This is a genomic window from Achromobacter sp. EB05 (assembly GCF_044232075.1).
Taxonomy (GTDB): Bacteria; Pseudomonadota; Gammaproteobacteria; order Burkholderiales; family Burkholderiaceae_B; genus Achromobacter; species Achromobacter dolens.
This window is the reverse complement of the sequence record NZ_CP155917.1, coordinates 183,671-208,062: the sequence shown is the minus strand read 5'-3', so window position 1 is coordinate 208,062 and position 24,392 is coordinate 183,671. Positions and strand designations below refer to the sequence as shown.

Genomic DNA, 24,392 nt, shown 5'->3' with positions numbered 1-24,392 from the left:
ATGAGCAACGAACCCACTTGGATGGCCGACGTCGTCTTCGACGAGAACGGCCTGATCCCCGCCATCGCCCAGGACGCCGACAACGGCCAGATCATGATGGTGGCCTGGATGAACCGCGAATCGCTGGCCGAGACCGCCGCCACCGGCCGCGCGGTGTACTGGTCGCGCTCGCGCCAGCGCCTGTGGCGCAAGGGCGAGGAATCCGGCCACGTGCAGCAGGTGCACGAGCTGCGCCTGGACTGCGATGGCGACGTGGTGCTGCTCAAGGTGCACCAGGAAGGCGGCATCGCCTGCCACACGGGCCGAGCCAGTTGCTTCTACCGCCGCCTGGAAGGGCAGACCGACCAGGCCGCCTGGGTTACCGTGGACCCGGTGCTGAAAGACCCCGAACTGATCTACAAATGACCGACTCGCCCCTGACCGCCCACGACGTCCTGGCCCGCATCGCCGACACGCTGGAGACCCGCCGCCCCGAGAATGGCGGCGACCCCAAGGCCTCGTACGCGGCCAAGCTGCTGTCCAAGGGCCCCGACGCCTTCCTCAAGAAGATCGGCGAGGAAGCCACCGAGCTGGTCATGGCCGCCAAGGACGGCGTGCCCGAACGCATCGTCAGCGAAACCGCCGACCTGTGGTTTCATTGCCTGGTGGCGCTGACGCACTTCAACCTGCGCCCCGACGACGTGCTGGCCGAACTGGCCCGCCGCGAAGGGCTGTCGGGCCTGGCCGAAAAGGCCAGCCGTCCCCAGGACTGACACGGAACCGGAAAAATGAGCGCCAACTGTATTTTCTGCAAGATCGCCGCCGGCGAGATCCCGTCCAAGAAGGTCTACGAGGACGAGGACTTTGTTGCATTCCACGATATCAACCCGGCCGCGCCGGTGCATTTATTGCTGATCCCTCGACGTCATGTCACATCCATGCAGGATATTACGGCCGAGGACGCAGGTTGGTTGGGTAGAATGATGGCATTGGCGCCGCGGCTTGCCGCTGAAAACGGTTGCACCCCGGGCCCTGATGGCGGGTTTCGCATCATGATCAATTCTGGCGTCGAAGGCGGCCAGGAAGTCCCGCATCTGCATTTCCACATCATCGGCGGTCAGCGACCCTGGAAAGGGCGCATGGCCCCCACTGCGTAATACGGAGAACCATCATGGGTAGCTTTAGCATTTGGCATTGGCTGGTCGTTCTGGTCATTGTGGCGCTGATCTTCGGCACCAAGAAACTGCGCAACATCGGCTCGGACCTGGGCGGCGCCGTCAAGGGCTTCAAGGAAGGCATGAAGGACGCCAACAGCGACAAGCCGGCCGAACCCATCGCCCAGCAGCGCGTGGCCGGCGACACCATCGACGTGCAGGCCAAGGAAAAGTCCAACTCCTGAGCGCCTGCGCGTCCCCGGGCCCGGCCTGCACCGGCCGGCCCTCATAGCCTCAATTCCCGAGCGGCCGTCGAATGTTTGATGTCAGCCTCACTGAACTGATGGTGATCGGCGTCGTCGCGCTGATCGTCATCGGCCCCGAACGCCTGCCCAAGGTCGCCCGCACGGTCGGCCACCTGCTGGGCCGCGCGCAGCGTTACGTCAATGACGTGAAATCCGATATCCAGCGCGAGATCGAACTGGACGAGCTGCGCAAATTCAAGAGCGAAATGGAGACCGCGGCACAGGATGTGCACCAGTCGCTGAACGATACCCACAACGCCTTGCAGGAGCCGGTGCAGCAATTCCGCGCCGAACTCGACGAAGTCGCCCGGGAAGCCAGCGGCAAGCCCGCGCTGACGGCCGGCGCCGAAACCACCGCCCCCGCCGACCCGCACGCCGCGCCCGCCAATACGGCTGGCGCCGGCGCCGCGCCGGCCGCGTCGGCCGACCCGCTGATGACGCCGCACGCGGCCCAGCCGGCCGAGCCGCCGCGCACCATCGCGCCGCCCAGCCCGAACCTGAGCCTGGACCTGGATCCGCCCGCCGCCGCGCCGGCCGCCCAGCCCGCGCCCGCCCCGCAACCGGCGCCGGCGCCCGGCGCCCCGGCCGCCAGCGAGACCCCGCCGGCCAACAAGCCCGCCACGCCCTCCGGAACGACAACGTGACCCAGGACGCCTCCCAAGAAGACGGCCAGCAGGAAAGCTTCATCTCCCACCTGGTCGAACTGCGCACCCGCCTGCTGCGCGCCGTCGGCGCGGTGGTGGCGGTGTTCATCATCCTGTTCATCTACCCCGGCGCGTCCGCCATCTACGACGTGCTGGCCCAGCCCATGCTGGCCTCGTTGCCGCAAGGCACGCGCATGATCGCCACCGGCGTCATCACGCCCTTCATGGTGCCGGTCAAGGTCACCATGATGGCCGCCTTCATCGTCGCTTTGCCGGTGGTGCTGTACCAGGCCTGGGCCTTCGTCGCGCCCGGCCTGTACAAGCACGAGAAGCGCCTGGCGCTGCCGCTCATCATCTCCAGCACGCTGCTGTTCATCGCGGGCATGGCGTTCTGCTATTTCGTGGTGTTCCGCACGGTCTTCCACTTCATCGCCACCTTCGCGCCGCAATCGATCACGCCGGCGCCGGACATCGAGGCCTACCTGAGCTTCGTCATGACCATGTTCATGGCGTTTGGCATCACCTTCGAGGTGCCGGTGGCGGTGGTGCTGCTGGTGCGCATGGGCGTGGTGGAGCTGTCCAAGCTCAAGAGCGCGCGCGGCTACGTGGTGGTCGGCGCCTTCATCATCGCCGCGGTGGTGACGCCGCCCGACGTGGTCAGCCAGTTCATGCTGGCGGTGCCGCTGTGCCTGCTGTACGAGCTGGGACTGATCTGCGCGCGCATGGTCACGCCCAAGCCCGGCGCCGACGACGCCGTGAACGACGGCTCGCTGACCGAGCGCCACTGAACCCTCGTTGCCGACCCTGACGGGGCCCCTTGCGGGCCCCGTTGTCATTGCATAAACGGACTGTTTCCGCTTGTCCGGCGGCGACTGCAAACTTACATTGCAGCCATGTCGCTCGCCCTACGCCTGCGCACCCTGATGCGGTGGCGCGGCATCAAAAGCCAGAACCAGCTTGCCCGCATCTCCGGCGTGCCGCAGTCCTGCATCCACCGTATCCTCACCCGCGATGAACACTACGCGCCCACCCGCGCCACGCTGCAACGGCTGGCGCGGGCGCTGGACACGCAGGTCCCCTGGCTGGCCGACGGCATGGTGGCGCAGGCCGGCGCGGCGCCCCTGGCCCAGGAAGACGCGCACTCCGACGCCTACAGCGCCGAAATCTGCGCGCTGCTGCGGCATCAACCCGAAGCCGTGCGCAAGCGCGTGCTGCAGGTCGTGCGCCTGGTGCTCGACGCCCCGTGCCGTCCGCGACGCGCCGCCGCGTCGCGACAGCCTCAGGCCCGACCGTAGCGGCAGCGACGGCCAGCGCGCCACCTGCGCCGCCCATCCACGGCCATCTCCGGGCTGGCGTGCCAGGTGACCGCCTCGTTATCGCGGCAGCCCCGGCCGCGTGCCCACCATCACCGTCAGCTCGGCCACCTTGCCGCCGCGCAACACGCCCAGCGTCGCGCGCTGTCCCGGCGTCAGTTGCGCGATCTCGGCCAGCAGCGCCGACGTATCCATCATCGGCTTGCCGTTCACCGTCTGCACGATGTCGCCAACCCGCAGGCCGCCCTTGGCGGCCGGGCCGTCGCGCAGCACGCCGGCGATGATCACGCCGCGCGCATCGCGGTCCAACTGGAACGCGCGCGCCAGCTCGGGCGTCAGGTCCTGCGGCTCCACGCCCAGCCAGCCGCGCTTGACGCCGCCGGTCTTGACGATCTCGTCCATCACTTTGCGGGCGATGTCGATGGGCGTGGCGAAGCCGATGCCCATCGAGCCGCCCGACTCGGAATAGATCGCGGTGTTAATGCCCACCAGGTTGCCCTGCGCATCCACCAGCGCGCCGCCCGAATTGCCCGGATTGATGGCGGCATCGGTCTGGATGAAATTCTCGTAGGTATTCAGGCCCAGTCCGTTGCGGCCCAGCGCCGACACGATCCCCTGCGTGGTGGTCTGCCCCACGCCGAACGGATTGCCGATGGCCAGCACCACGTCGCCGACCCGCAGGCCGCGGTCCGGCGCCAGCGCGGCCGCGGGCAGGTTGCGCAGGCTGGCCAGCTTCAGCACCGCCAGGTCGGTGTCCGGATCGGCGCCCACGACCTTGGCCGTATCCTTGCGCCCGTCCGCCAGCGCCACCTCGATGGCGTCGGCCGCCTGCACCACGTGATAATTGGTCAGCACGTACCCGTCATGATTCACCACCACGCCCGAGCCCAGGCTGGTGCTGGCCTGGCGCCGGCTGACGCCAGGCACCTGGCCGAACAACTGGCGCAGGATCGGATCGTCCGGCAGCGGCACCAGCGGCACGTCGACGTGCTTGGTGGTGTAGACATTGACCACCGAGGGCGCCGCGCGCGCCACGCCATCGGCGTAGGAAACCGCCCCCGCCAACGGCCGCACGGTCGCGGCAACCGGCTGCGGCGTCGCCGCGGGCGCGGCGTCCGGCCCGACCAGCCGCAGCAGATCCGGCCGCAAGGTGGTGACGACGAATAGAATACCCAGGCAGACCGTGACGGCCTGAGCGAAGATCAGCCAATATCGGCGCATGTTTCTGATAGGACTAGCAATGAGTAAAGTGGACTCCCACGTCCTGGCCGCCTGGCTGGACGACACCCTGCAAGCCGCCCGTTTCAAGGACTACTGCCCCAACGGGCTGCAGGTGGAAGGCCGATCCGAAGTCGGACACATTATCACCGGTGTCACCGCCAGCGAAGCCCTGTTGCGCATCGCCGTGGAACGCGGCGCCGACGCGGTGCTGGTCCACCACGGCTGGATGTGGCGCAACGAGGACCGCCGCATCATCGGCACACGCCGCACCCGCATGGCGCTGGCGCTGAAGAACGACCTCAACCTCTACGCCTACCACCTGCCCCTGGACGCCCATCCCACCCTGGGCAACAACGCCCAGTTGGCCCGCGTCCTCGGCCTCGAACCCGAACGCCGCGACGACGGCGCCCCCCACACCTGTGGCCCCGACAACCTGGTCTGGCTCGGCGCCGCCCCCGACGTGGCCACCGTCGGCCAACTCGCCGCCCGCATCCAGCAACGCCTGGGCCGCCCGCCCCTCGTCGTCGGCAAACCCGACCAGCCCGTCGCCCGCATCGCCTGGTGCACCGGCGGCGCCCAGGGCATGCTCGCCGACGCCATCGACGCCGGCGCCACCGCCTACATCACCGGCGAAGCCTCCGAATCCACCTTCCACCTCGCCCAGGAAACCGGCGTCGCCTTCCTCGGCGCCGGCCACCACGCCACCGAACGCTACGGCGTCCAGGCCCTGGGCCAGGCCGTGGCCGAGCGCTTCGGCATCAAGGTCGAATTCGTGGACCTGGACAACCCGGTGTAACGGCAACGAAAGGGCATGGCCGCAACGCTGATCCGAGCGCGTACCCGCCCACCCGCAGCCACGCAGCCACGCAGCGTCTGAACGCCGCCGGGCCACCCATAACACTCACCGCCAGCGCGCAGCGCACACCCTCCCACTCCCCAGAAGCACGTATGCCACAACCGGCTGCCCGCGCAGCCGGTTGTGGCGGGCAACCCAAGCCTCTCCCATGCCCCCTCGGTCCAGCAGCGCATGAAACCTCGAAACCGGTAGCCCGGCGCGGGTGGTCGCGGGCGGGGCGCGCCGTCAGATGCGCCCGGCGGAAACCGAAGGCAGCCGCCGGCAGGCGGCAACGAGGTTGAGCTCGGGGCAGTCCGGAGCGAACGCTCCGGACCGCAATCGCAGGCGCGCCCCGCCCGCGACCACCCGCGCCGGGCGGCCTACGAAGCCCACACCCCCGCAAGCAACCAACCACTGAACCAATAAAAAAGCGCCCCGCAGGGCGCTCTTCCATTTCAGCTCAAGGCTGCTTCTTCAACAAATCCCGAATCTCGCGCAACAACGCCACATCTTCGGGCGTCGCAGCAGGCGCCGCCGGCGCTTCCTCGGCCTTGGTCCGCGCCTTGTAGATCGCCTTCACCATCCAGAAGATCACAAACGCCAGCAACACGAAATTGATAATGATCGTGATGAAGTTCCCCCAGGCGAAAACGTTGGCTCCCGCCTTGGTCAGATCGGCATACGTCATCGGCCCGTTGTAACCGGCCGGCATCGACAGCACCAGGAACTTGTTCGAAAAATCGACGGATCCGCCAAGCACGAAGTTCACCAGCGGCATGACGATATCCTTGACCAGTGAGTCGACGATTCTGCCGAAAGCCGCCCCAATGATCACACCAACCGCCAAATCAACCGCATTGCCTTTGACAGCGAAATCTCGGAATTCTTTGACGAAACCAGTCGCTTTGCTCATAAAAGCACTCCCTTCGTGATACGCCCACCAGTAGGCTGGCGCTATAATACGCGGTTGCTATGTTGTTACATATTCCCGCGAAGCCGATGCCGCAGAAGTGATGCTACTCGTAGAGCGGGCGCATCAACAAGGATAGGAAGATGAGTCAGGATACGCTGGTGCATGATGATGACGGTGCGGTTGATCCAAATCTGCCGCCCGATCCTTCGCGACGTTTCTGGGTAACCACCGCCTGTGCTGTGGGTGGCGTAGCAGGTGTCGCAACGGCAATACCGCTTGTGAGCACGTTTTCCCCTTCTGAAAAAGCCCGCGCGGCCGGCGCCCCCGTCGAAGTCGACATCGGCGATATCCCGGTCGGCACCATGAAAACCGTGGAATGGCGTGGCAAGCCGGTCTGGATCATCCACCGGTCTCCTGAACAGATCGCCGGCCTCAAGACCCAGGACGCGCTCCTGGCGGACCCTCAATCCAAACGCCCCGGCTTCACTCCCAAATACGCAGAAAACGAAGGTCGCTCGCGCAAGCCCGAGATCTTCGTCTGTGTTGGCATCTGTACCCATCTGGGCTGCTCGCCCACCTCGCACTTCGAAACGGGCGGCGGTGGCGGCATGGGCGCCTCCTGGCAAGGCGGATTCCTCTGTCCGTGCCACGGCTCCACGTTCGACCTGGCAGGCCGGGTCTACAAGAACAAGCCCGCTCCCGATAATCTCGAAGTCCCGCCGTACCAGTATCTCACCGACTCCCGCATCATCGTGGGCGTCGATGAAGACAACAAGGCCTGACGCTCGCGTCGCGCTTTTTTCCCGAATTACGTAAGTAAAACAAATACGCCACGTATTAGAGAAGGAGCCGTTACATGGCTGGCGAGAAAACCGTCGAGACGACAGGCCTGTTGGGCTGGCTGGATCGGCGCTTCCCGGTGACCTCCACCTGGAAAGCGCATCTGTCCGAATACTACGCACCGAAAAACTTCAACTTCTGGTATTTCTTCGGCTCACTGGCGCTGTTGGTGCTGGTGCTGCAGATCGTGACCGGCATCTTCCTGGTCATGCATTACAAGCCGGACGCCGAACGCGCGTTCCAATCCGTCGAATACATCATGCGCGAAGTCCCGTGGGGCTGGCTGGTGCGCTACATGCACTCGACCGGCGCCTCGATGTTCTTCGTCGTCGTCTACCTGCACATGCTGCGCGGCCTGCTCTACGGCTCGTACCGCAAGCCGCGTGAACTGGTCTGGATCTTCGGCGTCGCGATCTTCCTCTGTCTGATGGCCGAAGCATTCTTCGGCTACCTCCTGCCGTGGGGCCAGATGTCCTACTGGGGCGCACAGGTGATCGTGAACCTGTTCGCGGCCATCCCGTTCATCGGCCCCGAGCTGTCGATCTGGATCCGCGGCGACTACGTCGTCTCCGACGCCACGCTGAACCGCTTCTTCGCCTTCCACGTCATCGCCATTCCGCTGGTGCTGGTGGGCCTGGTGGCGGCCCACCTGGTGGCGCTGCACGAAGTCGGCTCGAACAACCCGGACGGCATCGAGATCAAGGAAGGCCCGAAGGACAAGTACGGTCGCCCGAAGGACGGCATTCCGTTCCATCCGTTCTACACGGTGCACGACCTGGTCGGCGTCGCGGGCTTCCTGCTGGTGTTCGCCTTCATCGTGTTCTTCGCGCCGGAAATGGGCGGGTACTTCCTGGAGTTCAACAACTTCATCCCGGCCGACTCGCTCAAGACGCCGCCGCACATCGCCCCGGTCTGGTACTTCACGCCGTTCTACTCGATGCTGCGCGCCACCACCGACGAGTTCACGTGGGTGCTGGCCGGCGCTTCGGTGCTGGGCGCCATCGCGCTGCTCGTCAAGAGCAACCTGAAGGGCTTCATGCGCATCGCGGTGCCCGGCATCCTGATCGTCGTGGCCGTGCTGCTGCGCGTGATCGACGCCAAGTTCTGGGGCGTGGTCGCCATGGGCGGCACCGTGGTCATCCTGTTCTTCCTGCCGTGGCTGGACCATTCCCCGGTCAAGTCGATCCGCTACCGCCCCACCTGGCACAAGTGGATCTACGGCATCTTCATGGTCAACTTCCTGGTGCTCGGCTACATCGGTACGCAGCCGCCCAGTCCGCCGTTGAACATCACGTCGCAGATCGGCACGCTGCTGTACCTGGCATTCTTCTTCCTGATGCCGGTCTGGAGCCGCCTGGGCACTTTCAAGAAAGTGCCTGACCGCGTGACGTTCCACGCCCACTGAGCCCCACGAAAATAACGGACTGACCATGATCAAGAAGCTGATTGGTGCCGTGGCGTTGATGATGCTCACGTGTACCGCCACGTTCGCCGCCGAGGGCGGCTATCCGCTGGACAAGGCGCCTTACCGCGTCAACGACATGGCGTCGCTGCAAAACGGCGCCAAGCTGTTCGTCAACTACTGCCTGAACTGTCACAGCGCATCGTCGATGCGCTACAACAAGCTCAAGGACATTGGCCTGACCGACCAGCAAATCAAGGAAAGCCTGCTGTTCACCGGCGAGAAGGTCGGCGACATGATGAATGTCGCCATGACGCCCAAGGACGCCAAGAAGTGGTTTGGCACCACGCCCCCGGACCTGTCCGTGATCGCGCGCGCCAAATCCGTCAACGCCGGCCCCTCGGGTTCCGACTACATCTACACCTACCTGCGCACGTTCTACCGCGACACCTCGCGTGCCACGGGCTGGAACAACCTGGTGTTCCCGGCCGTCGGCATGCCGCACGCGCTGTGGGAACGGCAGGGTCCGCGCGAGCTGACCACGGTGGCGATGCACGAGGTCGAAGGCAAGGACGGCGCGCCGAAGTCGTGGGAACGGGTCACGACGGTGTACGATGCGCAAGGTTTTGCCACGGTCAAGGCCGAGCCGGTAGCCAGCTACCACGGCCATGCCACCTTCGAGGCCAAATTCAAGGCCGCCAACCCGGCCCAAACCGCAACATACGACAACGACGTCGCCGACCTGACCGCGTTCATGTCCTGGATGGCCGAGCCCGTCCAGACTTTCCGCGTCCAGTTGGGCGTCGGTGTCATGTTGTTCCTGCTCTTGTTCTTCCTGGTGATGTGGCGCCTGAACGCCTCTTACTGGAAACACGTGCGCTAACCGCAACGCCCCGCCAGGCTTATCCGCCCCCATTTTCGCCAGGGTGGATAATGGCGGGTTAGGGCTGTATGCCTACCCCCCGCCTGGCAATCGGGGCCAGCGCCTGCTAGATTAGGGCGCTGGCCTTTCGTTTTTCATAAAGGATTTTTCGCCATGATGGTGCTCTATTCCGGAACCACGTGTCCGTTTTCGCAACGCTGCCGCTTCGTGTTGTTCGAAAAGGGCATGGATTTCGAGATCCGCGACATCGACCTGTACAACAAGCCCGAAGACATCTCGGTGATGAATCCGTACGGTCAAGTGCCCATTCTGGTCGAGCGCGACCTGGTCCTGTACGAGTCGAACATCATCAACGAGTACATCGACGAGCGCTTCCCGCACCCGCAGCTCATGCCGGCCGATCCGGTCATGCGCGCGCGCACCCGCCTGTTCCTGTACAACTTCGAGAAAGAGCTGTTCGTCCACGTCTCGACGCTGGAAGACCGCAGCGCCAAGCCCGACGAGAAGAAGCTGGCCAACGCCCGCCAGAACATCCGCGACCGCCTGGCCCAACTGGCTCCGATGTTGCTCAAGAACAAGTACATGCTGGGCGAGGAATTCTCCATGCTCGACGTGGCCGTGGCCCCGCTGCTGTGGCGCCTGGACCACTACGGCATCGAACTGCCCAAGAACGCGGCTCCGCTGCAAAAGTACGCCGAGCGCATCTTCTCGCGCCCGGCCTACATCGAAGCGCTGACGCCTTCGGAAAAAGTGATGCGTCGCTAAGGTTGTTGCGTGATGGGTGAAACTTCGACCAAACCGTATCTGATCCGCGCGCTGCACGAATGGTGCACCGATAACGGCTACACGCCGTACATCACCGTGCAGGTCGACGAGCACACCATGGTGCCCGTCGCCCACGTGCGCGACGGCCAGATCACCCTGAACGTGGGCACGCTGGCCACCAACCGCCTGGTGCTGGGCAACGAATTCATCGAATTCCAGGCCCGCTTCAGCGGCGTGACCGAAAACGTCTACGTGCCGGTGGGCGCCGTCAGCGCCATCTATGCGCGCGAAACCGGCGCCGGCATGGGCTTCGAAGTGCAGCCCTACGAACCGCCGGCCCCGGGCGCGCAGAACGCCTCCGAGACCGTCCCGTCCGAAGCCGAGGCGGATGCCGCCCCCGGCGATGACGGCGGCGACGACGAGCCCAAGCGTCCGCACCTGACGATCGTCAAGTAATCCGGCAGGTCCCCCGCGCCGCCCCGGCCCCAGGCCCGGGCGGCGCGGTCACGTCTGGCCGCCGCCGATGTGACGCCCGATTGCATGGCGATCTTCTGAAGCACGGGATAAGAGTGCGTATCATTTGCATATCCAGGAAAAATCCCGTCTCATACGCCTGAACCGGGTCCGCTGCGGCACGCGCCGCTCCCCGGCTTTCCAGGAGTGATGCACCGCCCATGCCGTACCTGATCGGAATGACGCCCGCCGGCGGCGTATCGACCCAGTTCATGCCGCAGATAGACCGCCAACTGGTTGCCAAGCTGTGCCTGTTCGATAGCCTGTCGGACGACGATCTCGCCCGCATCCCGCGTCAGATCCGACTGACCTTGCGCGGCACCGGCCGCGTCCCCGCGATCGTCGGATGGGACGGCGGGCCATTCCTGGTCAATGCCCGGGTGCGCGAACTCATGGAAACGCTCGAACCCGACACGCACCGCTTCCTGCCGGTCGAGGCCGAGACCATGATCGTGGGCCGCAAGAGCCGGCCGTTCCGCACCTACCACCTGCTGCTGTGCCCGCCGCGCGTGGACGCCGTCATCATCGAGAAGACCGAGTTCTCCAAAGGCATGGGCCGGGCGGGCTACGAAGCCGGCGGCTGCTTCTCGTTCCTGAAGGGCACGCCGCTGGTGCTGGACCGCGGCGCCATCCAGGACCGCTGCTTCTGGCGCCTGCCGCGGCAATTCGGCGTCCGGCCGTCATATCCGCACAGCGGCATCAGCGGCTACTTCTGCTCGGATGAATTCTGGCGCGCCCTGCGCGCCGAGCGCCTGGGCGGCTGGGAAGCCAGGCGCCGCTGCGCGACGGGCGTGCGCCCGGAATGACCCGCATGCACGCCGGAAAGAATCTCCTTTTTTCATTACAATGCAGTCCCTGTGCGCGCGGCCCGCGCGCGCCACGCCGGTGTAGCTCAGTTGGTAGAGCAGCTCACTTGTAATGAGAAGGTCGAGGGTTCGATTCCTTTCACCGGCACCATCAGCATCCCCCGGGATCCTCCCTCAGCGCACAAGGTCAGGCCGAACGTCCCAGTTCGCCAATCAATCACGCGATTTCGCCGCGTGCCGTGCCACCGGTAAATGATCGATTCGATGAAGTCCGGCCATCCGGCCAGTCTGGCGTGGCTATACTTGTCTCGGTCCCTCGCACAGGCCCCGAACGCCGCGGTAACACGACAGTCCATGGCAGCGAGGATCGCTTGCCTGTGAAGCACTTGATTTGGGAAATGCGGATCCATGTTCAGTCACATCACGGTCGGCGTCAGCGATCTGGCCCGCGCCTCGGTTTTCTACGATGCGATCCTCGCACCGCTTGGCCTGCGCCAACGGCAGGTCACACCCGACGGCGGGCCGGCAGCGCTCTGCTGGGTGGTTCCCGGCGCCACGCTGCCTCGGTTCTACGCCTACGCGCCGTTTGATGGAAAGCCCTGCTCCGCGGGTAATGGCAGCATGGTGGCGTTCCTCGCGCCCGACGAGCAGGCGGTGAGGCACGCGCATGCCCTCGGGCTTGCCGCGGGAGGTGTGGACGAGGGGGCTCCGGGCCCGCGCCCCCACTATGGCAACGGCTACTATGGCGCCTACCTGCGCGACCCCGACGGCAACAAGATCCACCTCGTCTACCGGGGCGATATCGTCTAGAACGCCGAGACGGCAACTCCCCATACGGTGCACCCATGATGCCCATGGAATCCGACACCTGCGCCAGCTCCTGCGGGTCTACGCGACCTGTCTGATCGCCACGGCGAGCCGCGCTTGCGCGTTGTCTGATTGAGTTCCGGCGTGCAGCCGACAAAAAAAACGGCCATTCGGCCGTTTTTTTCGATTCCTTGCACGCAGGCAGCGGCCGCATTCCGGCCGGCCCGTGCCGCGGCTCACCCCAGCGCCGGCAGCATGTTGAACAGTAGCACCATCACCAGGCCGGCCACCGACACGATGGACTGCACCACCGAGATCGTCTTGGTGGCCTCGCCCATGGTCATGCCGAATGATTCCTTCACCATCCAGAAGCCGGCGTGATTGGCATAGTTGAAGAACAGCGAGCCGCAGCCGATCGACAGCGCCAGCAGCGGCAGGTTCAGCGAGGGATCGGCGCCGGCCAGCGGCGCCAGCAGGCCGGCCGCGCCAACGATGCCGACCGTGGCCGAGCCGGTGGACACCGACAGCAGCATGGCGATCAGCCAGCCCAGCACCAGCGGCGGAAACGCGAACTGGTGGGTCAGGTGGACGATGGCGTCGCCGACCTTGGCGCTGGTCAGCACCTGCTGGAAGGCGCCGCCGCCAGCGATGATCAGCATGATGCCCGCGATGGGCTTGAGGCTCTTGCCGAGCCCGTCGCGCAACTTCTCGGCGTCGCCGCCGCGCGCCAGCACCAGCGCCACGGCTGCGAACAGCACGCCCAGCAACATGGCGACCAGCGGATTGCCCAGGAAGGCCGCCACGTGCATCAGGGGCGAGGTCTTGGGCAGCAGCATCTCCGCCACCGCGTGCAGCAGCATCAGCAACGCGGGCAGCAGGGCCGCCAGCACGCCCAGGCCCACGCCCGGCACCGAATGGCCGGCATCGGCCTGGTGGACGGCGGTGAATTGCTCGAGCAGGGCTTCGTCCGGGCGGGTCGTCATGCGCGGCGCGATGAAGGCGCCGTACAGCGGACCGCCCAGGATCATGGCGGGCAGGGCGGCGAGAAAGCCGTAGATCATGGTCGGGCCGACCGTGGTCTTGAGACTGGCGATAGCCGTCAGCGGGCCGGGATGCGGCGGCACCATGCCGTGCATGGCGGCCAGGGCCGAGATCACGGGCACGCCCACGTACACATAGGCCGAGCCCTTGAAGCGTTCCTGGCCTTCCAGCTTGCGCGCCACGCTGAAGATCAGCGGCAGCATCACCACCAGGCCCACCTCGAAGAACATCGGGATGCCGATGATGAATGCCACCAGCGTCATGGTCCACGGAATCATGCGCGGCGAGGTGCGGTTCAGGATCGCATTGGCCAGGCGCTCGGTGGTGCCCGAGTCCGCCAGGATCTTGCCGAGCATGGCGCCCAGCGCGATCACCACGCCCACCGCGCCCAGGGTCTTGCCGGCGCCGTCGGTCAGGTTCTTGACGATGGCGGTCGGCTCCATGCCGGTGGCGAAGCCGACGCCGATGGACACGATCAGCAGCGCCAGCAGCGGGTGCATGCGGATGCGCGAGACGATGAGTGCGACCAGCACCAGGACGCTCACCAGGGCGGTGAGCAACAATTGGATGTCGAACGAAGACATGTGTGAAACCCAGAAAAAACGTGAGAGGTCGCGAACCTTCTGGTTGCCATGATAAGGGATCGCCCTGGCGCCGAAGCGTCATAACCCCTCCAGTCATCCGGGCCGTTTTGCATTCCCCGCGAAATTTGTGCATAATTCGCCCCCTCTACCTGTTCCCCGATAGCTCAGTCGGTAGAGCGACGGACTGTTAATCCGCAGGTCGCTGGTTCGAGCCCAGCTCGGGGAGCCAAAGAATGCAGTACTGAAGGGCCCGCAACGTGTTGCGGGCCTTTTGCATGGGCGAACGCCCGCGGCACGCCGCCAAAGTCGGACGGTGTTCCGCCTCAATCGAGCGGTCCGGGCCCGAATGCGGGGTGAAATGGTTCTACGATTGGCGTCGAGTCAACCGTGATGCCCGGGTACCAGCCGCTCTCCCCATGCCTTCCCCAACGAAATCCGTCGACGCAAAGACCGCCTTTGAACTCGTGTTCGGGCTGCTGCAGAAAAATCCCTGGATCGTGCCCGGCGCCTCGGCCCCGCTGCCGGACATCGCGGTCATGAAGCGGCACCAGGCCGAGGCCGTCAATGTGATCCTGTGGATCTGTGAAACCGGCGACCTGACGGGCTGGCCCGCGCAGACGCCGCTGGACACCCAGGCCACGGCCGCGTATCTGCTGATGGATCTCACTTTCCGGCTGCTCGATCCGGCCTCGGCGCTGTCGGCAAGCACCTGGGACGTCCCGGCGGACGAGCAGGCGCAGCGCCAGGCGCTGCGGATCGTGCGGCATGAAGTGCAGCGCAGCAAGCCGATCAACGCGGCCGACCTGGCCCGATTCCCTGCCCACTCCTGATTTGCGAGAATGGGGCGCCCGCCGGATACTCCCCCAAGCCGGTCCTTCCGCCACCGCCTGCCCCATGCGATCCAATCGATCCCTGCCCGCCCTGGTCTCGCTGCGCGCCTTCGAGGCCGCCGCCCGGCGCCTGAGCTTCAGCCTGGCGGGCGAAGAGCTGTTCGTCACCCAGAGCGCCATCAGCCACCATATCCAGCGGCTGGAGGCGGAACTGGGCGTGGCGCTGTTCGAGCGCCGCACCCGTGCCGTGGCGCTGACCCCGGCCGGGCAGGCTTATTACGAGCAGGTCCACGCCGCGTTCACGCTGCTGCGCCAGGGCACCGACGCCATCCGCGCGCCGGCCCCCGCGCGCCGCGCGCTGCGCGTCGGCCTGCTGGCATCGTTCGCCACGCGATGGCTGGCGCCGCGGCTGCCGGACTTCGCCGCGGCGCATCCGGACATCGACCTGCAACTGCTGCCCGACATCGGCCTGGCCGACGTGGCGGGCGGCGAGGTCGACGTGGCCATTCGCTACGGCCGCGGCACGTGGCCCGGCGTGCGGGCGCGCCGCATCATGGCGGAGCGGCTGTCCGTGGTGTGCGCGCCCGCGCTGCTGGCGGGCCGGCGGCGTCCGCGCACGCCGGCGGACCTGCTGCGCCATTCCCTGCTGGTCTCGCATACCCGGCATCCGTTCGAGTGGGACACGTGGTCGCGCCATCATGGCCTGGATCTCGGCCGCGCCCAGACCGTGCACCTGCACGACTACAACATCGTGGTCGAAGCCGCGCTGGCGGGGCAGGGCCTGGCCATGGGCCGCCACCGCATGATCGCCGCGCAACTGGCCAGCGGCGCCCTGGTCGAGGCCCTGCCGGGCACCACCCTGGAAGATCCGCGTATCGGCTGGTGGTTCGTGAGTCCGCGCGGCAAGACCGATGCCGCCGCCCAGGCGTTCCTGGCGTGGCTGATGCGGGCCGCGGCGCAAGGCTGACGCATTACTTTTACTCATACGTCGCTCGCAATAATTGATTGGTCAGGCGCGACGCGCATCGATAGCATGGAGATCACCCTTTCTTTTCCGTTTCACAGGTGACTCCATGACCCGTACGATCTCCGGCCGCGTGGCCGAACTCGGCCTTGCGCTGGACCCCGCGGCCGCGCCCGCCGCCAATTACGTCCCCTTCGTGCAAGAGGGCAACCTGCTGTACATCTCGGGCCAGATCTCGCGCGCCGCTGGCAAGGCGACGTTCCTGGGCCAGTTGGGCAACCAGATTTCCGAAGCCGACGGGGTCGCCGCCGCGCGCCTGTCGGCGCTGGGCATCCTGGCGCAGATCGCCGCCGCCACCGACGATCGGCTCGATCGCGTGGCGCGCGTGGTGCGCCTGGGCGTATTCGTCGCCAGCACGCCGGACTTCAACCGCCAGAGCGCGGTGGCCAACGGTGCCTCGGACCTGATGGTCGAAGTGTTCGGCGACGCCGGCCGCCACGCGCGCAGCGCGGTCGGCGTGGCCTCGTTGCCGCAAGGCGTGGCGGTGGAAGTGGAAGCGGTCATCGCGCTCACCCCCGCCTGATGTCCCGACGCCGGGCCGCCGCCCGGCGCGATTTTCCTGGAATTGCCATGTCCGCCGCCCTGACCCCCGCCGCCCTGGAAGCGTTGCGCGCCGCCACGCCCGGCACGCGCACCACCGTCCATTTCAACCATGCCGGCGCCTCGCTGCCGTCCGCCGCCACCCTGGACGCCATCCAGGCCCACCTGCGGCGCGAAGCCGAGCAAGGGCCGATGGAGGCGGGCGTGGCCGCGCGCGCAACGACCGAACAGGCGCGCCAACTGGCGGCGCGCCTGCTCAACGCCCAGCCCTACGAGATTGCCCTGACCGGCGGCAATTCCCCCGGCTGGGGCGCGGCCTTCGCCGCGCTGGGCCCGTGGCGCGCGGGCGACCGCATCCTGGTCGGACGCCACGAATGGGGCGGCAATCTCTCCGCCATGCGGCTGACGGCGCAACGCGCCGGCGCCTCGATCGAGACCATCCCGTCGGACGACAGCGGTTGCGTCGATCCGGTCGCGCTGCAAGCCATGCTGGACGAACGGGTGCGGCTGATCGCGTTGACCTGGCTGCCCGCCAACGGCGGCCTGATCAACCCGGCCGCCGCCGTCGGCCGCGTGGCGCGCGCCGCCGGCGTGCCGTATTTCATCGATGCGGCGCAGGCCGTTGGGCAATTGCCGGTGGACGTGGCCGAGGTCGGCTGCGACGTGCTGAGCGGCGCCGGTCGCAAGGCCCTGCGGGGCCCGCGCGGCACTGGCCTGCTGTACGTGCGGCGCGATTTCCTGCCACGGCTGACGCCGGCGTTCGTCGACACCTATTCGGCGCCGCTGGGTGCCGACGGCCAGCCGCAAGTGCGCGCCGACGCGGCGCGCTTCGAATCCGCCGAGGCCTCGCTGGCGCTGCGCTGCGGCCAGGCCAATGCGCTGCGCGAAGCGCTCGATATCGGCCTGGAAGCGATCCGCGACCGTATCGACACGGTCGCCCAGGCCCTGCGGGCGGAACTGGCCGCGATTGCCGGCATCGAGGTCCTGGACCAGGGCCGCGAGCGCTCGGGCCTGGTGTCGTTCAACCTTGCCGGGCACGAAGCCACCGCGGTGCAGCGGGCCCTGGCGGCGCAGGGCATCATTATCGGCAGCAACGGCGTGCCGTACACGCCGCTGGACATGAACGCGCGCGGGCTGACGCAGATCGCGCGCGCCTCGGTCAGCTACCTGACGCGCGACGACGAGATCGACCGCCTGCTCGACGCGCTGCGCATGCTGGCGCGCCAGGGCTAGCGCTCGTCGCCCGGCGCCGATGCACACCGCGGCGCCATCGCCCTACACCGCGATACGGCGTGCGAACGGCGACCACTTGGTGAAAACCAGCAGATTGCCGAACATCACCAGCGCCAGACCCAGCAACGCGGCAGGGGTCCACTGATAGCCCTCGGCAAAGGTCGACACGCTCAAGGCCACCACGGGGAACAGCACGGTGCAGTACGCCGCGCGCGCCGGCCCCATGCGACCGACCAGCGTCAGGTAGGCGGTAAAACCGATCACGGACCCCGGAATCGCCAGGTACACCAGCGCGCCAACATAGGCCGTGGAGGTGTCGAAGCGGAACGGCACGCCCGCGGCCAGGCAGCCGGCCAGCAGCACCGCCGCGCCGTACAGCATGCTGTAGGCGTTGCCGGTGAGCGGCCGCAGGCCCGCGCGCTGTTGCAGCGACGACAGCATGTTGCCGGTCGAGAAGCAGAACGTGCCGAGCAGCGCGAAGCCCAGGCCCAGCAGGGTCTCGTGGCTGGCCTGCTGGCCCGCCAGTTCGGGCCAGAACAGCAACACCAGCCCGCTGAATCCCACCACGCCGGCGACCATCACGCGCGGCGCGATGCGGGTGCCGAACCAAAGCCGCGCGTTGAGCGCGTTCCACAGCGTCGCGGCCGAGAACACCACCGACACCAGGCCGCTGGGAATCCACTGCGTAGCGGTGTAGAAACAGAGGAAGTTCAGGCAGAACAGGCACAGCCCCTGACCCAGGCACAACAGGTGCCCGCGTCGGTCCATGCGCTGCAGTTTGCGCGTCAGCAGCAGGGCGGCGAACAGCACCAGCCCGGCCAGCGCGAAGCGGTAGAAAATGGACACGGGAATGGGCACCACGCCCAACTGCAGTTTGATGGCAATCCAGGTGGTGCCCCAGATGATGACGGTCAGGAAATACAGGAAGAGATTCACTTTCGGACGCTCGACAGGGCGAAAAGAGACATGGAATCCGGGCGCGCGAAAATGCGTCGCCCTGTCGCGCAGTCTGCGCCCGCGCGGGCCACGAAAATTGCCGGTTCTTGCGGTTTTTTCTTGCTCCGCGCGATCCACGCGCGCAAGGATCGCAGTAGCATTTCGATTCCATGGGCACCATCGCATCGGCTCCGTCCGACTTCTCCGTTTTCCGCACGCTGTCCGCGTCCACCGCGACGCTGGCGCGCGCGGCCTCGCTGGGCGAGGGCATCGCCATCTCGCAATGGAGCCGCAGCGCCCATGAGACGCTTGGCTACGACATGCCCGGGCATCACACGCTGTCGCTGTACCTGCATGGCGGCGAGAAATCCTTCCGCGTGGGCAACCCGCTGCATGGCGGCGCCGGCAAGTTCTGCGTGCTGCCGGCCGAGCACTATTCCCGCTGGTGCATGAACGACACGGTGCACTTCCTGCATCTGTACATCGCGCCGGAGCGGCTGGCGCGCGAGGCGGTGATGCGGCTCGATTGCGAGCCGCGCTCGCTCGAACTGCGCGACCGCACCTATATCCACGACGACTCGCTGACCGACGTCTGCCGGGCCCTGCTCGACACCGACTGGCGCGCGCCCGCCGACCGTCTGGCCGCCAGCAGCGCGGCCGAGACCGTGCTGCATCACCTGCTGCTGCAGGGTGTGTCGCGCAAGGTCGCGCCGCCAGCGCGCGGCGGCCTGGCGCCCGCGGTGCGCCGGCGTGTCATGGACTATGTCGACGCGCATCTCGCCGAGCCCTTGACGCTGGATCAGTTGGCCGGCGTGGCCGCGTTGTCCACCTATCACTTCGCGCGCATGTTCCACGCCTCGTTCGGCGAACCGCCGCACGCCTGGGTGCGCGCCCGCCGCCTGGCGCATGCGCGCGGCCTGCTGGCCGCCGGCAAGGGCGACCTGGCGGGCATCGCGCAGGCCGCCGGGTTCGGCAACGCCAGCCACCTGTCGCGCGTCTTCCGCGACGCGGTTGGGGTGACGCCGGGCCAGTACCGCGCCGCCCGCCGCGGCCACTGAACCGCCGACCCCGCCGGCGCGCCCGGTCTACAATGGCGCACCGCCCTTCGCGGCCTTGATCGCCTGCCCCGCCCGCGATGCCATCGCCGACTTCCCGCGACGTTTCCGCTGTCCCCGACGCCTCCCGCCCCTCGCCGCTGCACGCGCATTGGCTGGCCGAGCTGGTCCGGCTGCGCGAAGCGCACTGGGGGCCGCTGGAAGACGCCGCCGTGGTGCGGCGGGTGCGCCAGTTGGACGCCGACCTGCCAGACCGCATCCTGGCCCGCGCGCAACACCTGGCGCGACGCGAAGGCCTGGCGCCGCTGGTGGACGGCTGGCGCCGCAGCGCCTGGGCCGTGCTGGCGGTGTTGCTGCTGCTGGCGCTGCTGTCGGGCGCGGGCGTGGCCGCCGGCGCGCTGGGCGACGGCGCCCGTCCCGTCAATGTGCTGTGGGCGCTGGGCGCCTTGCTTGGCCTGCACGCGCTCACTTTCCTGCTGTGGCTGGCCAGCTTCCTGCTGACGCCCGCCTCGATGACCCCGCTGGGGCGCCTCTGGCTGTGGGCCACCCGCAAGCTGGCGCGCGGCCCGGACAGCGCGCTGGTGCCGCAGGCCCTGCTCAATCTGCTGGCCCGCGCGGGCGCGCTGCGCGCGCTGTTCGGCGCCGTCAGCCACGGGCTGTGGCTGGCCGGCCTGAGCGCGGCGCTGGCGACCTTGCTGGCGCTGTTGACCACCGCCAGCTACCGCTTCATCTGGGCGACCACGCTGCTCGCGCCGGACACCTTCGTCTGGCTGACCCAGGTGGCGGGCTGGCTGCCGGCGCATCTGGGTTTTCCGCTGCCCGACGCCGCCATGGTGCGCGCCAGCGACGGCGTCCAGGCGCTGGCGGCCGACGCGCAGGTGCAGTGGTCGTGGTGGCTGATCGGCGTGCTGGTGACCTACGGCATCCTGCCGCGCCTGGTGGCGTGGCTGGCATGCGTCGCCGTCGCCCGGCGCGCCTTGCGCGGCCTGCGCATCGATCCCGCGCTGGCCGGCTACGCGGCGCTGCGCGATCGGCTGGAGCCGCCGGCCCAATCCACCGGCATCGACCGCCCGGTCGATCCGCTGCATCAGCCCCGCGTCGAGTCTGCCGTCCCGGCGAGCATGGGCGGCCAGCCCGTGCTGCTGGGGCTGGAGCTGCCGACGGATCTGGACTGGCCGCCCGCCGGCCTGCCCGACGCCATCCGCATGGCCGGCAATCTCGATACCCGCGAGCAGCGCAATCGGCTGCTCGACGCGCTGTCGCAAGCCGGCGCCTCGCGCCTGCTGATCGCCTGCGACGCGCGCCAGACGCCCGACCGCGGCACGCTGGCGCTGATCGCCGAACTGGCCGCGCACGCTGGCCAGACCCGCGTCTGGCTGCGCGCGCCCGCCGCCGCCGACACGCGCGAACCCATCTGGCGCGAGCGCCTGGCGGCCCTGGGCCTGGAGGCTGGCGCCATCATCAGCGCCGGCGGCGCGCCGCTGGACTGGCTGGAGCACGGCGATGCGTGAGCCGCTCATCAGCATCGCCGTGGTCGGCCACACCAACACCGGCAAGACCTCCCTGCTGCGCACGCTGACGCGCGACACCACTTTCGGCGAAGTGGCCGACCAGCCCGGCACCACGCGGCACGTCGAGGGCGCGCGCCTGCGGCTGGACGGCCGTCCGGTGCTGGAATGGTTCGACACGCCGGGCATGGAAGACAGCATCGCCTTGCTGGAGTATCTGGAACGCCTCGCCCAGCCTGGCGAAAGGCTCGACGGACCGGCGCGCATCCAGCGCTTTCTCGACACCCCGGAAGCGCACGGCCGCTACGAGCAGGAAGCGCGCGTGCTCAAGAAAATGCTGGACTGCGACGCCGCGCTGTACGTGGTCGACGCGCGCGACCCCGTGCTCGGCAAGCATCGCGACGAACTGGCCATCCTGGCCGCCTGCGGCCGCCCCTTGCTGCCAGTGCTGAACTTCGTCAATGCGCCCGCGCACCGCGCCGGCGAATGGCGCGACGCGTTGGCCAGGCTCGGGCTGCACGCGGCGGTCGAGTTCGACACCGTCGCACCGCCGCTCGATGGCGAACAGCAGCTATACGCCAAGCTCGGCGTGCTGCTGGACCGCCATGCCGACACCCTGGCGCAACTGGCCGACAGCCTGGCGCGCCAGCGCCGCGAGCGTCATGAGGCGGCGTGCGAACTGCTGGCCGATCTGCTGGTCGACGTCGCCGCGCTGCGCCTGACCAGCGCCAGCGACGAAGCGGCGCTGGCCGCGACCGCGCAGCAACTGCGCCAGCAGGTGCGGCAACGCGAACAGGCCTGCGTCAGCGCCTTGTTGGCGCTCTACAACTTCCGTTCATCCGATTTCGATGACGACGCGCTGCCCCTGCAGGGTGAACGCTGGGGCATGGACCTGTTCCACCCGCAGGCGCTCAAGGACATGGGCGTGCAGGTCGGCATGGGCGCAGCCGCGGGCGCCATGGCCGGCGCCGCGGTGGACCTGCTCAGCGCAGGCTTGAGCCTGGGCACCGGCATGTTGATCGGCGCCGCCGCCGGCGGCCTGTGGCAGGGCGTGGAAAAGCTCGGCAAGCGCGTCGCCGGCAAACTGCGCGGCTGGCGCGAGATCAGCGTCGACGACGCGGTGCTGCGCCTGCTGGCGTTGCGCCAGCGGCAGTTGATCGACGCGCTCGAGCGCCGCGGCCATGCGGCCCGCTCGCCGCTGCGGCTGGAACGGCCTGATAACGAGGCGCTGCGCAGCGGTCCCTTGCCCGAGGCGCTCAAGGAAGCCCGCAGTCGCCCCGAATGGTCGGCGCTGGCGCCCGGCCACGAAGACAGCGAGCGACGCAAGCAGGTGGTGCGCGAATTGGCGAAAGCAAGCAAGTACTAACCCCAACCCAAACCGATTGACGCTTAAACGAATCGATCTATAAGATTCGTTCTGCATCGGTGCGGTCCATCCCGCCATGACAATCACAAGGGGTTGGATCTACCGTGAACCGCCTTTCCTCGTAGCAGCAACGCCATGCCCCGGCTCCCCGTGGGGCCAGGGCCCTATCACTTCTGTCGCGCTATCCGCGCATTACGGAGCATGAGGGCTATGCGTACTTTCCCCCACCTGAAACAAGCGGCGCTGGCGGCTGCACTGACGGCCTCGTTGGCGTTCAGCGCCGGCGCGGCCGCCAAGACTTTCCACTGGTCTTATCAAGGCGACGCCACGTCGATGGACCCGATGGCGTTGAACGAGACGTTCACGCTGGGCTTCCAGGGCAACATCTACGAAACGCTGGCCGGTTATGACGGCAACCTGAAACTGACGCCGCTGCTGGCCGAGAGCTGGGAAAACCCGGAGCCCACCAAATGGGTCTTCAAGCTGCGCAAGGGCGTGAAGTTCCACGACGGCTCGCCGTTCACCGCCGATGACGTGATCTTCTCCTGGAAGCGCAGCCTGACGCCGGGCTCCGACATGAAGGGCTACGGCGCCAAGGCCTCCGACATCAAGAAGATCGACGACTACACCATCGAGGTCACCACCCCCACGCCCAACCCGATCCTGCCGCGCGAATGGGTGTTCCTCTACATCATGAGCAAGACGTGGTCGGAGAAGAACAAGACCACCGAGGCCACCAACGTCAAGGGCGACAACCAGGGCAACTACGCCAATCTCAACGCCAACGGCACCGGCCCGTTCATGCTGGTGTCGCGCCAGCCGGACGTAAAGACCGTGCTCAAGCGCTACGACGGCTACTGGAACAAGGACATCAAGACCAACGTCGACGAGGTCATCTTCCAGCCGATCACGCAGGAGGCCACGCGCGTGGCCGCGCTGATCTCGGGCGAGATGGACCTGGTGCAGCCGGTGCCGGTGCAGGACTGGAAGCGCCTGGAAGACGCCAAGGGCGTCAAGCCGCTGACCGCGCCCGAGGCCCGCGCCATCTTCATCGGCATGGACCAGGACCGCGACGAACTGCTGTTCTCGGACGTGAAGGGCAAGAACCCCTTCAAGGATCCCAAGGTGCGCGAAGCGGTGGTGCTGGCCGTGGACACCAAGGCCATCAATGAAAAGATCATGCGCAACGCGGCCAAGCCGCTGGGTTCGCTGATCGCCACTGCCATCAACGGCTACGACGAATCGTTCGGCGCGCCCTACAAGCCGGATCCGGAGCGCGCCAAGAAGCTGCTGGCCGAGGCCGGTTATCCGAAGGGCTTCACCGTCACCATGGACTGCCCCAACGACCGCTACGTCAATGACGAGAAGGTCTGCCAGGCGGTGGCCGGCATGCTGGCGCGCGTCGGCATCAAGATCAACCTGCTGGCGCAGACCAAGTCCAAGTACTTCGGCAAGATCCTGCTGCAGGCCGGCAACCAGACCAGCATGTACATGCTCGGATGGACGCCCAGCTCGACGGACGCGCACAACACGCTGCTGAACCTGGCCGCGTGCCGCGACGCCAAGACGGCGGCGGGCCAGTTCAACCTGGGCGGCTACTGCAACAAGAAGGTCGACGAGCTCACCGCCAAGATCGGCGTCGAGACCGACCAGGCCAAGCGCAACGCGATGATCAAGGAAGCCTTCGGCATCGTGCGCAGCGACTTCGGCTACCTGCCGCTGCATCAGCAGCCGATGTCGTGGGGCGTGAAGGACAACATCAAGGTCATCCAGCGCGCCGACGACGTGCTCGACCTGCGCGACGTGGTCCTGCCGTAGTCCCCGGGCGCCGCGCCACGCCGCAGGGCGTGCGCGGCGCCGTGTTGATGCGACCCCCGCGACGGCGCCAGCCGTCC

Annotated in this window: 27 protein-coding genes and 2 tRNA genes; 25 read left to right on the top strand and 4 right to left on the bottom strand. The window is 67.3% G+C overall.

All coding sequences use genetic code 11. The features are described from left to right. The 7 genes from hisI (at position 1) to AAID08_RS00930 (ending at position 3,377) form a co-directional block, all read left to right on the top strand. Positions 1-405 (top strand): phosphoribosyl-AMP cyclohydrolase, encoded by a 405-nt coding sequence (gene hisI / locus AAID08_RS00960; RefSeq protein ID WP_395757268.1) that lies wholly within the window; start codon positions 1-3, stop codon positions 403-405. Further along, a complete protein-coding gene (locus AAID08_RS00955) occupies positions 402-752 on the top strand; it encodes a phosphoribosyl-ATP diphosphatase (protein WP_006392326.1) in 351 nt (116 codons plus the stop codon). Before hisI ends, AAID08_RS00955 begins: the two co-directional genes overlap by 4 nt. 15 nt (positions 753-767) lie before the next feature. After that, complete coding sequence (locus AAID08_RS00950; protein WP_049070563.1) at positions 768-1,136, top strand: histidine triad nucleotide-binding protein; 369 nt, start codon at positions 768-770, stop codon at positions 1,134-1,136. Positions 1,137-1,150: 14 nt separating this feature from the next. Beyond that, entirely contained in the window at positions 1,151-1,378 is a 228-nt protein-coding gene (gene tatA / locus AAID08_RS00945; protein ID WP_049070561.1) for a Sec-independent protein translocase subunit TatA, read from the top strand. 71 nt (positions 1,379-1,449) lie between these two features. Further along, positions 1,450-2,082, top strand: a complete 633-nt coding sequence (gene tatB / locus AAID08_RS00940; protein WP_054503740.1) for a Sec-independent protein translocase protein TatB — start codon at positions 1,450-1,452, stop codon at positions 2,080-2,082. Beyond that, positions 2,079-2,870 carry a twin-arginine translocase subunit TatC gene (gene tatC, locus AAID08_RS00935; protein ID WP_054503741.1) on the top strand — a complete coding sequence of 264 codons (792 nt, stop codon included), beginning with the start codon at positions 2,079-2,081 and terminating at the stop codon, positions 2,868-2,870. The genes tatB and tatC overlap by 4 nt, the downstream gene beginning before the upstream one ends. A gap of 105 nt (positions 2,871-2,975) precedes the next feature. Continuing rightward, positions 2,976-3,377, top strand: a complete 402-nt coding sequence (locus AAID08_RS00930; RefSeq protein ID WP_054503742.1) for a helix-turn-helix domain-containing protein — start codon at positions 2,976-2,978, stop codon at positions 3,375-3,377. A gap of 78 nt (positions 3,378-3,455) precedes the next feature. Here AAID08_RS00930 and AAID08_RS00925 read toward each other — a convergent pair whose 3' ends face one another. Beyond that, positions 3,456-4,616: a trypsin-like peptidase domain-containing protein gene (locus tag AAID08_RS00925; protein WP_395757267.1), complete on the bottom strand. Its 1,161-nt coding sequence runs from the start codon at positions 4,614-4,616 to the stop codon at positions 3,456-3,458. A 19-nt stretch (positions 4,617-4,635) separates the two neighbouring features. Here AAID08_RS00925 and AAID08_RS00920 point away from each other — a divergent pair, with 19 nt between their 5' ends. Then, positions 4,636-5,412 (top strand): Nif3-like dinuclear metal center hexameric protein, encoded by a 777-nt coding sequence (locus AAID08_RS00920; protein WP_395757266.1) that lies wholly within the window; start codon positions 4,636-4,638, stop codon positions 5,410-5,412. A gap of 499 nt (positions 5,413-5,911) precedes the next feature. Here AAID08_RS00920 and mscL read toward each other — a convergent pair whose 3' ends face one another. Further along, on the bottom strand, positions 5,912-6,364 hold the full coding sequence (gene mscL / locus AAID08_RS00915) for a large conductance mechanosensitive channel protein MscL (RefSeq protein ID WP_006388043.1): 453 nt from the start codon (positions 6,362-6,364) through the stop codon (positions 5,912-5,914). Between the two features lie 140 nt (positions 6,365-6,504). Between mscL and petA the strand changes: the two genes are divergently transcribed. The 8 genes from petA (at position 6,505) to AAID08_RS00875 (ending at position 12,383) form a co-directional block, all read left to right on the top strand. After that, complete coding sequence (gene petA, locus AAID08_RS00910; RefSeq protein WP_006388042.1) at positions 6,505-7,146, top strand: ubiquinol-cytochrome c reductase iron-sulfur subunit; 642 nt, start codon at positions 6,505-6,507, stop codon at positions 7,144-7,146. Positions 7,147-7,220: 74 nt separating this feature from the next. Continuing rightward, a complete protein-coding gene (locus AAID08_RS00905) occupies positions 7,221-8,609 on the top strand; it encodes a cytochrome bc complex cytochrome b subunit (RefSeq protein ID WP_049070550.1) in 1,389 nt (462 codons plus the stop codon). 25 nt (positions 8,610-8,634) lie between these two features. After that, positions 8,635-9,489: a cytochrome c1 gene (locus AAID08_RS00900; RefSeq protein ID WP_054503745.1), complete on the top strand. Its 855-nt coding sequence runs from the start codon at positions 8,635-8,637 to the stop codon at positions 9,487-9,489. Between the two features lie 153 nt (positions 9,490-9,642). Next, on the top strand, positions 9,643-10,254 hold the full coding sequence (locus tag AAID08_RS00895; protein ID WP_006388039.1) for a glutathione S-transferase N-terminal domain-containing protein: 612 nt from the start codon (positions 9,643-9,645) through the stop codon (positions 10,252-10,254). Positions 10,255-10,266: 12 nt separating this feature from the next. Next, positions 10,267-10,710, top strand: a complete 444-nt coding sequence (locus tag AAID08_RS00890; RefSeq protein ID WP_054503746.1) for a ClpXP protease specificity-enhancing factor — start codon at positions 10,267-10,269, stop codon at positions 10,708-10,710. 218 nt (positions 10,711-10,928) lie between these two features. Then, positions 10,929-11,573, top strand: coding sequence for an imm11 family protein (locus AAID08_RS00885; RefSeq protein WP_054503747.1), 645 nt, complete (start codon positions 10,929-10,931; stop codon positions 11,571-11,573). A gap of 75 nt (positions 11,574-11,648) precedes the next feature. Beyond that, positions 11,649-11,724, top strand: a tRNA-Thr gene (locus tag AAID08_RS00880). A gap of 257 nt (positions 11,725-11,981) precedes the next feature. Beyond that, entirely contained in the window at positions 11,982-12,383 is a 402-nt protein-coding gene (locus tag AAID08_RS00875; protein ID WP_054503748.1) for a VOC family protein, read from the top strand. 233 nt (positions 12,384-12,616) lie between these two features. On the opposite strand, the gene AAID08_RS00870 is transcribed toward AAID08_RS00875, so the two are convergent. Next, complete coding sequence (locus tag AAID08_RS00870; protein ID WP_395757265.1) at positions 12,617-14,005, bottom strand: GntP family permease; 1,389 nt, start codon at positions 14,003-14,005, stop codon at positions 12,617-12,619. Positions 14,006-14,158: 153 nt separating this feature from the next. Between AAID08_RS00870 and AAID08_RS00865 the strand changes: the two genes are divergently transcribed. The 5 genes from AAID08_RS00865 (at position 14,159) to AAID08_RS00845 (ending at position 17,632) form a co-directional block, all read left to right on the top strand. Further along, positions 14,159-14,234, top strand: a tRNA-Asn gene (locus AAID08_RS00865). A gap of 187 nt (positions 14,235-14,421) precedes the next feature. Then, positions 14,422-14,835 carry a hypothetical protein gene (locus AAID08_RS00860; RefSeq protein ID WP_054503750.1) on the top strand — a complete coding sequence of 138 codons (414 nt, stop codon included), beginning with the start codon at positions 14,422-14,424 and terminating at the stop codon, positions 14,833-14,835. 64 nt (positions 14,836-14,899) lie between these two features. Continuing rightward, positions 14,900-15,802: a transcriptional regulator GcvA gene (gcvA, locus tag AAID08_RS00855; RefSeq protein ID WP_116791554.1), complete on the top strand. Its 903-nt coding sequence runs from the start codon at positions 14,900-14,902 to the stop codon at positions 15,800-15,802. Positions 15,803-15,908: 106 nt separating this feature from the next. Then, positions 15,909-16,382, top strand: a complete 474-nt coding sequence (locus AAID08_RS00850) for a RidA family protein (RefSeq protein ID WP_054503752.1) — start codon at positions 15,909-15,911, stop codon at positions 16,380-16,382. A gap of 47 nt (positions 16,383-16,429) precedes the next feature. Then, entirely contained in the window at positions 16,430-17,632 is a 1,203-nt protein-coding gene (locus AAID08_RS00845) for an aminotransferase class V-fold PLP-dependent enzyme (RefSeq protein WP_395757264.1), read from the top strand. Between the two features lie 42 nt (positions 17,633-17,674). Here the strand turns inward: AAID08_RS00845 and AAID08_RS00840 are convergent, their stop codons facing one another. Then, positions 17,675-18,568: a DMT family transporter gene (locus AAID08_RS00840; RefSeq protein WP_054503754.1), complete on the bottom strand. Its 894-nt coding sequence runs from the start codon at positions 18,566-18,568 to the stop codon at positions 17,675-17,677. 170 nt (positions 18,569-18,738) lie between these two features. Here AAID08_RS00840 and AAID08_RS00835 point away from each other — a divergent pair, with 170 nt between their 5' ends. The 4 genes from AAID08_RS00835 (at position 18,739) to AAID08_RS00820 (ending at position 24,315) form a co-directional block, all read left to right on the top strand. Continuing rightward, a complete protein-coding gene (locus AAID08_RS00835) occupies positions 18,739-19,626 on the top strand; it encodes a helix-turn-helix domain-containing protein (RefSeq protein WP_064527550.1) in 888 nt (295 codons plus the stop codon). 77 nt (positions 19,627-19,703) lie between these two features. Continuing rightward, positions 19,704-21,134 (top strand): DUF2868 domain-containing protein, encoded by a 1,431-nt coding sequence (locus tag AAID08_RS00830; protein WP_064527548.1) that lies wholly within the window; start codon positions 19,704-19,706, stop codon positions 21,132-21,134. After that, a complete protein-coding gene (locus AAID08_RS00825; protein WP_064527545.1) occupies positions 21,127-22,497 on the top strand; it encodes a GTPase/DUF3482 domain-containing protein in 1,371 nt (456 codons plus the stop codon). The genes AAID08_RS00830 and AAID08_RS00825 overlap by 8 nt, the downstream gene beginning before the upstream one ends. 210 nt (positions 22,498-22,707) lie before the next feature. Further along, positions 22,708-24,315 carry an ABC transporter substrate-binding protein gene (locus AAID08_RS00820; protein WP_064527542.1) on the top strand — a complete coding sequence of 536 codons (1,608 nt, stop codon included), beginning with the start codon at positions 22,708-22,710 and terminating at the stop codon, positions 24,313-24,315. Positions 24,316-24,392 lie beyond the last annotated feature (77 nt).

Excerpts from the sequence above, each read along its gene's own strand:
- hisI (WP_395757268.1), top strand. The coding sequence starts at position 1 with ATGAGCAACGAACCCACTTGGATGGCCGACGTCGTCTTCGACGAGAAC.
- AAID08_RS00955 (WP_006392326.1), top strand. The coding sequence starts at position 402 with ATGACCGACTCGCCCCTGACCGCCCACGACGTCCTGGCCCGCATCGCC.
- AAID08_RS00950 (WP_049070563.1), top strand. The coding sequence starts at position 768 with ATGAGCGCCAACTGTATTTTCTGCAAGATCGCCGCCGGCGAGATCCCG.
- tatA (WP_049070561.1), top strand. The coding sequence starts at position 1,151 with ATGGGTAGCTTTAGCATTTGGCATTGGCTGGTCGTTCTGGTCATTGTG.
- tatB (WP_054503740.1), top strand. The coding sequence starts at position 1,450 with ATGTTTGATGTCAGCCTCACTGAACTGATGGTGATCGGCGTCGTCGCG.
- AAID08_RS00930 (WP_054503742.1), top strand. The coding sequence starts at position 2,976 with ATGTCGCTCGCCCTACGCCTGCGCACCCTGATGCGGTGGCGCGGCATC.
- AAID08_RS00925 (WP_395757267.1), bottom strand. The coding sequence starts at position 4,616 with ATGCGCCGATATTGGCTGATCTTCGCTCAGGCCGTCACGGTCTGCCTG.
- AAID08_RS00920 (WP_395757266.1), top strand. The coding sequence starts at position 4,636 with ATGAGTAAAGTGGACTCCCACGTCCTGGCCGCCTGGCTGGACGACACC.
- mscL (WP_006388043.1), bottom strand. The coding sequence starts at position 6,364 with ATGAGCAAAGCGACTGGTTTCGTCAAAGAATTCCGAGATTTCGCTGTC.
- petA (WP_006388042.1), top strand. The coding sequence starts at position 6,505 with ATGAGTCAGGATACGCTGGTGCATGATGATGACGGTGCGGTTGATCCA.
- AAID08_RS00905 (WP_049070550.1), top strand. The coding sequence starts at position 7,221 with ATGGCTGGCGAGAAAACCGTCGAGACGACAGGCCTGTTGGGCTGGCTG.
- AAID08_RS00900 (WP_054503745.1), top strand. The coding sequence starts at position 8,635 with ATGATCAAGAAGCTGATTGGTGCCGTGGCGTTGATGATGCTCACGTGT.
- AAID08_RS00895 (WP_006388039.1), top strand. The coding sequence starts at position 9,643 with ATGATGGTGCTCTATTCCGGAACCACGTGTCCGTTTTCGCAACGCTGC.
- AAID08_RS00890 (WP_054503746.1), top strand. The coding sequence starts at position 10,267 with ATGGGTGAAACTTCGACCAAACCGTATCTGATCCGCGCGCTGCACGAA.
- AAID08_RS00885 (WP_054503747.1), top strand. The coding sequence starts at position 10,929 with ATGCCGTACCTGATCGGAATGACGCCCGCCGGCGGCGTATCGACCCAG.
- AAID08_RS00875 (WP_054503748.1), top strand. The coding sequence starts at position 11,982 with ATGTTCAGTCACATCACGGTCGGCGTCAGCGATCTGGCCCGCGCCTCG.
- AAID08_RS00870 (WP_395757265.1), bottom strand. The coding sequence starts at position 14,005 with ATGTCTTCGTTCGACATCCAATTGTTGCTCACCGCCCTGGTGAGCGTC.
- AAID08_RS00860 (WP_054503750.1), top strand. The coding sequence starts at position 14,422 with ATGCCTTCCCCAACGAAATCCGTCGACGCAAAGACCGCCTTTGAACTC.
- gcvA (WP_116791554.1), top strand. The coding sequence starts at position 14,900 with ATGCGATCCAATCGATCCCTGCCCGCCCTGGTCTCGCTGCGCGCCTTC.
- AAID08_RS00850 (WP_054503752.1), top strand. The coding sequence starts at position 15,909 with ATGACCCGTACGATCTCCGGCCGCGTGGCCGAACTCGGCCTTGCGCTG.
- AAID08_RS00845 (WP_395757264.1), top strand. The coding sequence starts at position 16,430 with ATGTCCGCCGCCCTGACCCCCGCCGCCCTGGAAGCGTTGCGCGCCGCC.
- AAID08_RS00835 (WP_064527550.1), top strand. The coding sequence starts at position 18,739 with ATGGGCACCATCGCATCGGCTCCGTCCGACTTCTCCGTTTTCCGCACG.
- AAID08_RS00830 (WP_064527548.1), top strand. The coding sequence starts at position 19,704 with ATGCCATCGCCGACTTCCCGCGACGTTTCCGCTGTCCCCGACGCCTCC.
- AAID08_RS00825 (WP_064527545.1), top strand. The coding sequence starts at position 21,127 with ATGCGTGAGCCGCTCATCAGCATCGCCGTGGTCGGCCACACCAACACC.
- AAID08_RS00820 (WP_064527542.1), top strand. The coding sequence starts at position 22,708 with ATGCGTACTTTCCCCCACCTGAAACAAGCGGCGCTGGCGGCTGCACTG.